The sequence below is a fragment of the Novipirellula sp. genome, assembly GCF_041583735.1.
GTDB lineage: Bacteria > Planctomycetota > Planctomycetia > Pirellulales > Pirellulaceae > Novipirellula.
Map to the genome: position 1 here is coordinate 1 of NZ_JBFHFD010000227.1, position 12,369 is coordinate 12,369.

Genomic DNA, 12,369 nt, shown 5'->3' on the forward strand with positions numbered 1-12,369 from the left:
AAGCGAAAGGTTAAAAAATGACCGGTTAAAAAATGAAGAAGACACGAGTGTTCAGGTCCAACTGCGAAGCGCCGTGGCTGTCTCATTTTTCTGTCGCACCAATCTTTCTGTCTATCGATCGTCCGAGCAATCGTCGAACCAAATTCACAGAGAGTTCGGCACACTACAGGAGTGTTCATTCCGCAGCAGTCGCCCTCGCCTTTCACGTCCTTCGGTGTATTTAGGATGCCGCAAGTGAGGACAGAAAGATTGGTGCGACAGAAAGATTAAAAGTGGCGAATCAAACGGTTGTCTTGCCACCTTGCGATTGTCACCTACTTGCCCGGTTCTGAATCTTGGCGCCATCGTTGTCGCAGCAGCAAACTTGCGATGCGATGGCAGCTGCACTCCAGGCAACCAGGGGTTGGGCAGGAAGACGGAGGGGGCAGGAAAATGGGAGAGCCGGAATGCGATGTCATTTGTTCTGGCGATGACGCCTTTCGCCTGAGAAGAAACGAAAGGTTAAAAAATGACCGGTTAAAAGATGAAGACGGCGTGAGCGTTCAGGCCCAACTACGAAGCGCCATGGCAGGCTCATTTTTCTGTCGCACCAATCTTTCTGTCTATCGATCGTCCGAGCAATCGCCGAACCGAATTCGCAGAGAGTCCGGCACGCTACAGGAGTGTTTATTCCTCGACAGCCGACCTCGCCGTTCACGTTCTTCGGTGTATTTAGGATGCCGCAAGTGAGGACAGGAAAATTGGTGCGACAGAAAAATTCAAAGGTGACGAACCGAATGGTTGTCTCGCCACATGGCGATTGTCACCTGCTTCCTCGATCCTGAATCTGGACGCCATCGACATTGCAGCACCAAACTCGCGAGGCGATGGTGGGGGCACTCCAGGCAACCTGAGGTTGGGCTGGAAGATGGAGGGGCAGGAAAATGGGAGAGCCGGAATGCGATGTTATTCAAATCGGCGATGACATCTTATGGCTGAGAAGAAGGGAAAGGTTAGAAAATGACCGGTTAAAAGATGAAGACGGCGTGAGCGTTCAGGCCCAACTACGAAGCGCCATGGCAGGCTCATTTTTCTGTCGCACCAATCTTTCTGTCTCTCGATCGTCCGAGCAATCGCCGAACCAAATTCACTGAGAGTTCGGCACACTACAGGAGTGTTCATTCCGCAGCAGTCGCCCTCGCCTTTCACGTCCTTCGGTGTATTTAGGACGCCGCAAGTGAGGACAGAAAGATTGGTGCGACAGAAAGATTGAAGACGCGGCGAATCGGCTACGGACCGTCCTTAGGCCGTATCCCAAATCCAACCGTGAGATTCGATGGGAATGGCAGAAAGTCGATGTTTGATGGAATCAAATAGGCCAACGAGCTACCAGCTAAATTCATCGAAAGCAGGACAATGTTGAACACTAATTCCCACTCATCTTCGCAAATCGATGAGTGCGGATCAGTGCCGATTAGTGTTCCGCGTCTTCGGTCCAAAAGACGTCGTCACTTGTCGACGAATGATTAACGTCAACTCAGGCGGACGATTGTTGTTCGATCACGTGGCACGCGAGAATGGTCAGCGGAGCACAACCGTGCCGATGTATGACAACCCAATGCTGAGCCACGTCCAGACAAGTAGTTTAGCAAGGGGGCGAAATGATCCAGGCAGTTTGTATTGATAGGCAACGTGGTTGAAAAGAAGCATCAGCGTGACGACGATGCTCGTGTATTTATCGTAACCGTAGTCACCCTCGGTCACCAAGATTGCGATGTTGACAACCAGCATGACGAGTATAAAGCCGAGAAAAACATTCTTGTACGGAAAGTGATGCCGCGAAGTAGGGACAGGTGCGATCATCTGCAGCTCGCGTTTGAGTTTAGAAGTCTGTCAGTCGAATCACGTTTGAATTCACGCGGTGGCAGCAGTGGGTGATCCTGCGTCCAGACGCACGGCCACCGCCAAATCGCGTGCAATTCTCTGGCTGTCCGCGATGATGACATTCATCGGCTTGGCATTGTACATCAGGGGGTGGAAAGCAACGACGGGGCGACGTCACGCAAGCCCTATGCCCGCAAACTCTAAACGGAAATAAGGCCGTCAATCAAAACCGCCGACTATCGTTACGTCGGAGGTTTTATCATCAACGAAGAGCACCCGGACATGAAAAGCGTTGTCGCGAGGACAAGTTTAGCAAAAAAGGAATTCATCGTGGCCTTATCGGGTAACTCTCGTTTGAACGCCCGCAAAGTCGGGTGGTCCAAGTGAATTCGACCTCGGATCACACCGTGAGTCAACTGATTTATCTTTGATCACTCGGTAGCATGCCCGAGGGAACGGCGATTTCAAGGTCGAGGCCCAAGGAAATCGCGACCGATCGCCTTTGTCGCACTTGGGCTCAGCTTAGGGCGGGCGTCAAGTAAGCGGATCGAGTCATCCAGCTCGTTGACGCGTGGATTGCCGCAACGGCAGTTGTATTGGGAGCGCCGCTGGCAACCCACAATGTACGTGACTTCATGCATGTCGTGGGATTGGAGCTGATCCATTGCCCGGTGAATTGATTAGGTATATCTTTTTCCACTTCAATCGGTACCCGGTATCGGCAAGCGGAGCACAAAACTACCTTCTGCAGCATGCAAAAGAGTCCCCGTACCTTTTCTTTCCCCAAGCAGTACAAGGTGACGCGCTGCTACGACTGAATACCGAGCACATGGCCCGACCCTGGAGATAGCCTCCCGTCACTTCTTGCATGTCGTGGGATTGGACCGGCTCAATTCTCGATGAATTGATCAGGTGTGTTTTGTTGAACTCAAGCTCTTCTCGCTGGCGACCAGCGGTGCAGTGAGTCCGTTCGCGGTGAACACGAGGCCAATTCTGAGTTTCACGCGCTCAACCGAAGGATTTGTGGATAGTGGTAGTGTCGCTTCGAAACGATACACTTAGAGTCTGCCAAACTCACTGCAGAAATGAGCAACTCGAAGCACTGCAGCGGATCTACTTCAAAACTGACTAAGAATTGAATGCAACGCCCAATCAAAATAGTTCACTTGACCGACCTTCATTTCGGACCACAGCATCAGTTTCAAGATGCGTCAAACGGTGTTCAACATCAGCGTTCATTATTGCAAATGCTTGTTGACGATGTTCAGAGCCTAAGAGTGGAGCCTGATCTTTTGATCATCAGCGGCGATTTCGTGTCTTTCGGCCAAGAGTCGGAGTTTCACAAGGCAAATGATTTTCTTGTTCAACTGGTCAACGCCTGGAATCTATCCAAAAGCGATGTTCTGTTATGTCCCGGAAACCACGACGTTACTTGGACGACGAATGCAGCGGAACCAAGTCACGGAAATTTTCGAACATTTGCGTCATTATTCTATAAATGTGTACCGAGTGAAATTGAGTTGCGTGCATGTCGAATCGGTGATGTTTACGCGATTTGTCTGGACTCAAACCTAGTTGAGTCAGAGGAAAATGGCGGGCAGGGTTTTGTCGGTCTTAGGCAGTTGGCTCATGCAAAGTCGAAGGTACTGACAGAAGCGACCGATTCGGCGATTAAACTGCTCGTGTTGCACCATCATCTGTTGCCCGTGAATTGGTGTGACGAAGTTCCATCAGAAGGAAATCACAATAGCGCGACATTGGATACTGCCACTATTTTGGCTTGGGCTCAAGAGATTGGATTTAATGCAGTTCTTCATGGCCACCAGCACGAGTCATTCATAAGCACGTTTCATCGTGTCGACCGTCTCGGCGGTCCTCTGGCAGTTATAGGTGGCCCAAGTGCAGGCGGCAAAGATCTTCCGCCACAGGGGCGAAACGGATACCAAATCTTAACGGTCGATGCAGAGTCAATCGCTATCGACGTAAGATTGTTGGATACATCATCTCAGTTCGTGTCAGTCAAGGAGGTCAGCTTTATTGTCAAACCAAGCGGGACGTTTGCTTCGACCGCGTTTCCAGGGACCCTCGACGTCGCCGAGTCATCCGAATTGGAAGTGCTCATCCAAATCAAGAGTGTTGCTGAGAAGGTTGCCGATGTCGTAGGCCGCAGTTTTGGTCCAGTCGGGGGATTGCGTGGAGTAGCAGACTTAAATCGTGCTCAGCATATGAAGGACGGAGTGGGGATCGTCGAGTCACTATCGGCTGAAAACTCCGTTCAACAGCGGGTCATTGAGACATTCATCACTCTCGCTCGCGACGCAACTGACCGATCAGGAAATGGTCGAAAGACAGCAATGCTAATCGCAGCAAAAGCGGTTACCGAGGCAGTTCCTTTGATTCAACAAGGGGCAAGCCGGAGTGAGTTGTGTGGGGGAATCGAGTTGGCGATCGAGCAAATTGTTCTCGGAATTAGGAATCTGTCGCAAGATGCTAAATCGCGAGATCAAACGAAGGCTATTGCGATGACGGCGTCAAATGGTGATTCTAGAATGTCATCGATCTTGGTCGAGGCGATCGAGAAAGCTGGTGGCAACGGTTTGGTGCGATTCGTTGAATCGCAGTCAGTGTCCGATGTTGAATTTGATTTGAAAGTTCAGGAACATCCAACGTTTCCGGTTCGCGAGATTCCTAAATGGTTCAGCGAGAAAAATGAGAGCGGTAAACTTACTACGCCGCTTTTCTTTGTGACACTCGAACGAAGTATCTCCCGAAACGTTCTTGTGCGACTGCTAGAATACGCTGGCACCACCAAACGCCCAATAATTATTGCGACTCCGGAGATTGAATCCCTAACTGCTGAATTCTGTGGAGCAAATGGCTCGAAGGGAACTGTCGTCGCGATACCATTGCATATGGGCGGCTATGGCGAGAAAATGCACGATTTATTGAGGGATCTTGCAGTTCTAACCGGTGCAAATGAATTTTCGTCAGAACTTGGCTCGAGAGCTGCTGAATCGGTTCAAACATTTCTGGGAGAGGCATCCAGTGCAGTCCTATCAAACTTCTCACTTACAATTGAAGGTGGGGCGAGTAAAGATAAACGCATGCTAAGCCGAGTGAAAGCTTTACAGCGAGAGGCTGAGTATGAGGTCACCAATTACGGACGCGAGAACATGGAAGAACGCAGGGCGAGATTGATTGGGAGAATTGTTAATCTAGACATTGGTGGTGTTTCAAACGCAGAGCGCGCGCTGAATTACAGTCTCGTTCAGGATGCGTTTGCTTCTGTGCGTCAGGCGATGCTCGAAGGCTTTGTGCCCGGCGGAGGTGTCGCGCTCGCCTGTGCAACGAAGAGTGCCGTGATGCCGTCGCTAACACATGACCAAGCTAGGGGGTGGGATTGTTTCGCGAACGCCACCTCTTGTCCGTACGAAATCCTAAGCAGAGAAAAGGGGGGACTTTTGCAAAACCCTATTGATCCCACTAGCCAAGTAGTTGGTTCTGTAAAACTAGCTGCCGATACCGCGATTCGACTTCTCAGAACCGTCAGTTTTGAAGTTGGCGCTAAAGTAAAAGACCGAAGTTCAGCCAACGGCAAAACAAACGAGTAAGTTTGGACCGTCTAGATCGCCGGATCATTATTGATGGAGAAGGGGGGTATGCCAGCGAGGTTAGCGATCGAAACCATGGGTAGTGAGCGTGCTCCGGTTTCATCGACTGAAGCTCTGACACAGCGGACGGCCAAGGTTATTGGTCGAAAGGGTCACGAGCTACCGCGGTGTCGTACCGGCGATGATGATTCTCCTCGTCGCTATGGGCTTCGAACGCCAACGTCAGGAAGCTGTCCATTGCGTAGCGTTCCATTTGGTTTGGAAGACGATCGTTTTCTTAGTCTAGAAGAGCGACCGCAACCGCTTGTATCCTGCATATCTTTTCTAGCCCCATCCCGATAAAGATTTTAGCAATTAGCCGGTGGTTTGAGCGTAGCGAATACCACCGGAAAACCATACCTGCCTCGGGATTGATCCTGAAAGAGTCACAGGCAACTGGGCTGCGGCCCCTCCAGGGTCGAAATCGATTTTCCACTCTCGATTCCGCAGGTGGCGTTTCGCTTACCTACGGCTAATGTCTTCAATCCCTATCGGGATAGGATCGAAAAACAATCGTTGGGCTTCACCCGTACTGCTAAAGCTTTGGTGCGGTCGCGATGTTTGGTTGCGATGGTTATCTGCCACCTCTCCCCCGACTTCGTCGGTGGAGAGGTGACTGCACCAGGCTAAGCTGTAGGTTGTTGGCGATCGGCAGGTGAAGCGGGCCCTAGGAAGTCGCTGCCAACACGAGCTCGCTTGTTCCCTTTGGCAAGTCGAAACAGGCGACAAGTTTTTGATCGTTGGCGATCCATGTCCCTGCATCCAAAGTCGATCGATGAGTCGCCTCGCGAAGTTGCGTGCGATCGTTTCCCTGCTGGAGACTCACTGGTCCCGAGCCGCCGTCAATTTGCAACGTGAATCGTTCTGCGGCAAAGGGTGCCGTCAGCGTCAAGCGGTTGCCCACGCGGCTAATCGCCGTCAGCTGTTTGGCGGCCCAGTAACGGGCAATCTCGCTGACCTTCATCCAGATCGTGTCGTCGGCGAATCGAGACGCCAACGACCCAACGACTCGTTGGAAGGAACGGAATCCTTCTTCGCTGCCGTTGCTGTACATCCCTGGCCAGTGACAAATCATGACCGCCGGTTGCCGCCGCCCGATCAGTTCGACCATTCGGCCGCTGGTCGCCGCGGCATTACAGTAGCGATCGGGTTCCGAGAGGGAATCGCCTTGCCAACCGCCAAACCAATCGCCTGTTCCCGCCGGCACGTTCACCGTTAACCGCACGTCGTCGGTCCCCACGCCGCGCAAATGTTCGAGCTTGGGTTCCGTACTCTGGTCGCCAGAGATGACGTATTTGAAATAGTGCGGCAGATCGATTCCGTAGACGTCGCGAACCGCTTGGTCGACCGCGATCGGCAGTTCGTCTTTCATCGAATTGCCAAAGCCACCGGGAGTGGTGATTCCTTCGCAGGGAAGGTCACAGTTCTTGACAAGGCGAAGGGCATAGGCCAGGTAGGCTGCCAATTCATCGACGCTCTTCTTTTCCTGGGGATACGAATTCTCCATCGTCGCCGCGCTGATTTCCTGCATCGGTCGGCCGGTCTTCAAGTCGATCACACGAGTGTGCGTGATCATCTCGGGATGAATGTCCCAATTGGGAAGCATCAATTCGCGGACAAGTTTTAGGCTGGACTGCAATTCGGATCGCGACCAACCGGGCAATTCTCGGTCAAGCCAGCCAACGCAGGCGGGATTGGGGACGATACTGTACTTGCCTTTCACCCCCTGGCCGGCACACCACTGACCAAACTTGCGGACAAAGCTGTCGGGGATTTCACGCGGCCATGATCTCCACGGTTTTTGATACTCGGTGCGGTTTGGCAAGGCGGTCGCAAACTGCGGAGTGCAGAAGTGTCCCATGTTCACCAGGCACGTCGAATCATCAATGATGAACGACAGCGGCACTCGATCTCGCGGCATCAGCACTTGAATGCTTGCAGGCCGGGTCGGCAGCAAAGCGGTCGCCGCAGCCTCAGGCGTTTCGGCCGAACCTAAACGGGACATCCCCATACCAGCGACTGCCGTTGCGGCGGCGCCCCAGGCACTTGCGCGTAGAAAATCTCGCCGGTCCTGGGGCATAAATGCATGGTGCTGTTTCACTGCGGACGCTCCCGGTTGCTACTGGCATGATCACGGCGGACGCAACACGGCTCGCCGTACTGCTAGATTCTATCGTGCACCGATGGACTTCGCTGCTCCCGGGTGAGTTTGACGTCAAAGTGACGCCGCGCCACTGACCGGCGGCATGCAAAACAGTTCGATCCTTAGCGACCGATCATCGGCGACGTACCCGCTTCCACACTGCAAAAATTCTGATCGAGCAAGTAGCAAACGTTTGCAACCTCCCGTAAAATCAGCGGCGGGCAAGAAAGGCGAAATCCGCTATCCGTGTGATTAAGAAAGTTTTAGCTCAACAGCGACGTGGTTACGCTCGCCAGAGCTTGGGGCAACTAACGTTGCTTTTCTTCGTAACAGAGTTTGTGTCATTGGAAACTCGAAGGTACACACCCAAACGGCTGAGGACTTGATGGGAATCATATCAATGCAATGCTCAAGATGTAACGCGGCGATGCTATGCCTTGCGATTGGCTTCTCTCTGTTTTGCCAATCCACGGTGTCATCACAGGAACAGCGAACATGGAAAGACACAACGGGGAAGTTTTCTGTCGACGCGGTGTTGAATTCTCAGGACGAAAACTCGGTTAGCCTGAAAACCACCGATGGCAGGCTGGTGAACGTTCCGAAAGCCAAACTAAGTAAGATTGACCTAGACTATTTGCAGGCACTGTCGGCGACGCCTTCAACACCCTCTGCGGCGGCGGCGGAACAGATGCTGACGGCAAAATTAGGTGGAGGGCCGATAGCGGGAAAGCCCAAAGAAAGGTTGTCTGACTTTCTTAGCCGAACGGGCACGCCCGTTTATTTTGACATCTCCAGCCTGAACGCAATCGGTGTAACGCCCGGTCTTGTGATCAACACGGACGTGGATGCACCCTCGCTGGCCGATCAATTGGATACCGCCTTGGCGCCGCTCCATTTGACCTGGTATCGCCTCCGCACGGTTTTGGTCGTCGCTTCCAAAGAAAAGCGTAGTAAAATGGAAACCTTCGCATACCGAATTCCGATCCCCGGGAACGACGTATCAGCAGTGAGAGCAAAACTAGAAGCGGTCGAACGTTCCAGTTGGGAATCGTTGGGTGGCAGCGGCAGTATCGCTGTCCTGCCTGGCGCTGTGGTGATTCGGCAAACGCCGGAAATCCATCGCCAACTCGCTCGGCAACTCAAGCTCCGTCCGCTCCCACATCGTTACGTCCATCCACTCGACAATCAGATCGTCTCGGTTCAGAACACGCGTGGCAACTTGGATGCGTTTGTGAAACAGCTCGGAGACCAACTAAAACGCAACATCAGCGTGGCGGATTCAGCTGCTCGTAACACCGCATTCACGGTCAATCTTACCAACGTTACGGTTGCGGATGCCCTTGATCTGGCGGCAAGTCGGATCAGTGGTGAGTGGCTGGAAAATCCGCAAGGCCTGGAATTGGTTTCCAAGCAATACGCGAACCAGCAACTCGAACAACGACGTGTAACGATTCCGTTTGGTTCACCACAGGTCTCTTCGTTGATCATCCAATCGGTCATGCAATTAGTGGAACCTGATTCCTGGGCACCGCTGGGCGGTCCCGGTAATATCCGACACGCAGGGGGGAAGAATTTTCATGTTTCGCAAACGCAACCCAAATTTCGTGAGCTAGATCAATTGATTGCGGATCTAAGCGTTGGGCGCTGAGCAACGGATGCATCGCGTGACTCTTCATCGCTACGCTTCGATACCACGTGTTAGGCAAATCGAAACACGTTGGACGAAAGGTGGAAATCAAATCACGTAAAATCTGGTTCAACTGGATCGCAGGCAGTGTTAGGATCGTTCTTTCCACCCGCCTTGATTTCCCAAACCCTATCGGAAGAACCCAAACCCTATTGGAAGAAACTGAACGCGAGCGTGCCGACGGTGATCAATCCCAGCACGACCACCAGCAGGTTTGGCATTACCTTGAACTTCTTCAGCAACGAGGGGCCAAACTGGCCAATCAGCAGTAGCGAGACAACGATCCCTAGAATGGCTCCTGCAGTGATGCCTTTGGCAATCAGAAACGCCGAGAGCAGAAGGAGTCCGCCGGTGATGCTGCCTGCGATCAAAGAAGCCTTGCTTTGAGCTTTGACATAGCCCATGACTCCGCCGAAGATGACAAATACTGCGAAGATTGCTGTCACGATTACCGGAAAGTCCACACAAGTCTCTTTAAATTCAATGGTCAAGTTCTGGCAGAAATGATTCAGCGGATTCGAACACAGATCGATCCACGCAAGCTGCCTTTTGCAAAATTGTAATGGGACGTCCCCAAGGTGCTAGCCGCCAACTGCACCGCCGAGCATTTCGTACGAATCCCAAGCGGGACTCAAAGCTGCGTCTGTACCGACGGAACGTCCGATTGGTGCCATCCACCATCCCGATCCATCATTCTCTCAGGGTGAATTTCCGTGTCGATGCTTTACGAAGTCGGTTCCGAAGGGGACGCGGTCACACTGGTAATCCCTCGTTGCTTAAGTTCTGCCTCCATTCGTTTGATGCTCAGCGCGTCGTAGACGACCATTTCGATTCGCTCATCGCCTTGCAGGAATGTCCATTTCCCCGGATCGACATGCTCGCAACGAAGATCGCTGGACCACCACACGATGCGTCCGTCGGACAGTCTGATGCCGTTTTCACCGATGGTGATTTTGGGAAACCAGTACCAGGCCGAGGTCAGTCCAGCCGCCATCGCCAGCAGCACCACAATGACAAAACGGTAACCCCAGATAAAGTTGCCAGCGGACAGGCGTCCCACGTGACGAACGTAGATAGTGCCGCTGGATTCCAGATCCCAAACACACCAGATCCCAAACGCCAACATCACCAATCCTGCAATCGCCGCGATCCATTTGGCGGCCGCGACGGGCGTGGACCAGAGGACTGGCCCGATGTCATTCGAATTCAGCGGCTTCAATGGATTCCTCGTTGTAAAAGCGGGAAAGATGCTGAGCCCCCATCAGCGATGGCGACCTTCTAGCTGGACAGCGCCACGTCGGCGTGAAAGTCGCGTTGCTTCGGGCTGTGATAATCATGCCAAGATATCGTGGATCACGTTGCCGTGAACATCGGTCAAGCGAAAATCACGGCCGGCGTAACGATAGGTCAAACGCTGGTGATCGAGCCCCAAGCAATGCAGCATCGTGGCATGTAAATCATGCACACTGGTGCGATTCTGTTCCGCTCGGAAGCCGAATTCGTCGGTTGCGCCGTAGACCGTTCCCCCTTTGATTCCACCTCCAGCCATCCAGACGCTGAATCCCCAGTGATTGTGGTCACGACCTAGCAGCGAGGCGCCACCGGCCCCCAGTTCCACCGTCGGCGTGCGTCCAAATTCACCGCCCCACAACACCAGCGTGTCGTCCAACATGCCTCGCTGTTTCAGATCGGTAAGCAGTGCCGCAATCGGCTGGTCTAACTCGCCCGCCAGTTTGCGGTGGTTGTCTTCAATCTTATCGTGGTTGTCCCAAGGTTGACCCGCGCCGTGCCACAGCTGCACATATCGCACTCCGCGTTCGAGCAATCGCCGCGCGATCAGCGTTTGACGCCCGTGGACGCCGGAGCCATAAAGATCCAAAATATGCTGCGGTTCGTCCGCCAGCTCAAACGCTTCTCGGGCATCCTGCTGCATGCGAAACGCCAGCTCATACGACTGAATCCTGGCTTGCAATTGAGCGTCGTGGCGCGGCTGTAGGTGTTGGTGGTTCCAGCGGCGAAGTAGATCCAATTGCCGTCGCTGGACATCGTTTGACACCTGAGGATGTTCAATGTTTTCAATGAGCTTGCGAAACTCACGATGCTGTGAATCGATGTAGGTACCCTGAAACGCGCCCGGCAGAAACGCGGACTGCCAGTTCTCGTTGTCTTTGATGGGCAAACCTCCGGGGCACATCGAAATAAATCCGGGTAGGTTTTGGTTTTCGGTCCCCAGGCCATACATCAGCCACGATCCCATACTGGGTCGCGTTTGAACGGAGTCGCCACAATTCATCAGCATCAGCGACGGTTCATGATTGGGGACCTGGGCGTACATCGAGCGGATGACGGCGATATCATCAATGTGTTGCGCGGTTCGCGAGAACAATTCGCTCACTTCGATCCCCGATTCTCCATATCGTTTAAACGAAAAGGGGGATGGAAACGCGGCACCGGTTTTGCGTTCGGTCGTCAGCGTGTTTGCGAGCGGTTGACCGGCGTATTTCGCCAACGCAGGTTTCGGGTCAAACGTATCGACATGTGACGGTCCCCCATTGAGAAAAAAGTGAATAACACGCTTTGCACGACCAGGAAAATGAGGCGATCGCGCAGCCAGCGACCCAGGCGTGCCCGTTTCGGATGCCAACAAATGGTCGTCACCCAGCACGCCCGCCAGCGCCAGTGATCCCAGTCCAAGCGCGGAGCGCGACAGCAATTCGCGGCGGTTAATGTTCGGGTTGGTCATCACCAATTCCAGTTTCGATAAAGTGTGTTTCCGTTCTCAAGTTAATCCACAAATGAAAATTCATTGGTGCATAACAATACCTGAGCAAGCTGCTCGAGTTCGTCCAGTTGTTCGGCGGTGTCTTTCGTAAAATCGGACGTGGCATTCCAACTTTCGCCTGACGATGCTTCGAGCGTGATGTCCCAGAGGTACTGATCGCTATTGAGCACCTTGTTGATATCTACGATGAAGTCGATTGTTTCGCCAGGTTGCACGGTCAACGTGTCGACATTCATATCGACGA

Annotated in this window: 8 protein-coding genes; 2 read left to right on the forward strand and 6 right to left on the reverse strand. The window is 52.9% G+C overall.

From position 1 onward, the window contains the following. Positions 1 to 1,560 precede the first annotated feature (1,560 nt). Positions 1,561 to 1,770, reverse strand: a complete 210-nt coding sequence (locus ABX962_RS17425; protein WP_372721313.1) for a hypothetical protein — start codon at positions 1,768 to 1,770, stop codon at positions 1,561 to 1,563. 1,232 nt (positions 1,771 to 3,002) lie between these two features. Here ABX962_RS17425 and ABX962_RS17430 point away from each other — a divergent pair. Beyond that, positions 3,003 to 5,474: a metallophosphoesterase gene (locus tag ABX962_RS17430; protein WP_372721314.1), complete on the forward strand. Its 2,472-nt coding sequence runs from the start codon at positions 3,003 to 3,005 to the stop codon at positions 5,472 to 5,474. A gap of 706 nt (positions 5,475 to 6,180) precedes the next feature. On the opposite strand, the gene ABX962_RS17435 is transcribed toward ABX962_RS17430, so the two are convergent. Continuing rightward, a complete protein-coding gene (locus ABX962_RS17435) occupies positions 6,181 to 7,614 on the reverse strand; it encodes a hypothetical protein (RefSeq protein ID WP_372721315.1) in 1,434 nt (477 codons plus the stop codon). Between the two features lie 442 nt (positions 7,615 to 8,056). Here ABX962_RS17435 and ABX962_RS17440 point away from each other — a divergent pair, with 442 nt between their 5' ends. Further along, on the forward strand, positions 8,057 to 9,304 hold the full coding sequence (locus tag ABX962_RS17440) for an SHD1 domain-containing protein (protein ID WP_372721316.1): 1,248 nt from the start codon (positions 8,057 to 8,059) through the stop codon (positions 9,302 to 9,304). 188 nt (positions 9,305 to 9,492) lie between these two features. On the opposite strand, the gene ABX962_RS17445 is transcribed toward ABX962_RS17440, so the two are convergent. The 4 genes from ABX962_RS17445 to ABX962_RS17460 all read right to left on the reverse strand — a co-directional run. After that, the gene (locus ABX962_RS17445; protein WP_372721317.1) at positions 9,493 to 9,807 is read right to left on the reverse strand and encodes a TMEM14 family protein; all 315 of its coding nucleotides are present in this window, start codon (positions 9,805 to 9,807) and stop codon (positions 9,493 to 9,495) included. Positions 9,808 to 10,067: 260 nt separating this feature from the next. Beyond that, on the reverse strand, positions 10,068 to 10,562 hold the full coding sequence (locus ABX962_RS17450; RefSeq protein WP_372721318.1) for a hypothetical protein: 495 nt from the start codon (positions 10,560 to 10,562) through the stop codon (positions 10,068 to 10,070). 114 nt (positions 10,563 to 10,676) lie between these two features. Next, a complete protein-coding gene (locus ABX962_RS17455) occupies positions 10,677 to 12,086 on the reverse strand; it encodes a DUF1501 domain-containing protein (RefSeq protein WP_372721319.1) in 1,410 nt (469 codons plus the stop codon). A 41-nt stretch (positions 12,087 to 12,127) separates the two neighbouring features. Beyond that, positions 12,128 to 12,369, reverse strand: a 242-nt coding sequence (locus ABX962_RS17460) for a hypothetical protein (RefSeq protein WP_372721320.1), incomplete at its 5' end; no start/stop codon positions are given.

Coding starts and splice junctions, on each gene's coding strand:
- ABX962_RS17425 (WP_372721313.1), bottom strand. CDS start 1,770: ATGCTGGTTGTCAACATCGCAATCTTGGTGACCGAGGGTGACTACGGT.
- ABX962_RS17430 (WP_372721314.1), top strand. CDS start 3,003: ATGCAACGCCCAATCAAAATAGTTCACTTGACCGACCTTCATTTCGGA.
- ABX962_RS17440 (WP_372721316.1), top strand. CDS start 8,057: ATGCAATGCTCAAGATGTAACGCGGCGATGCTATGCCTTGCGATTGGC.
- ABX962_RS17455 (WP_372721319.1), bottom strand. CDS start 12,086: ATGACCAACCCGAACATTAACCGCCGCGAATTGCTGTCGCGCTCCGCG.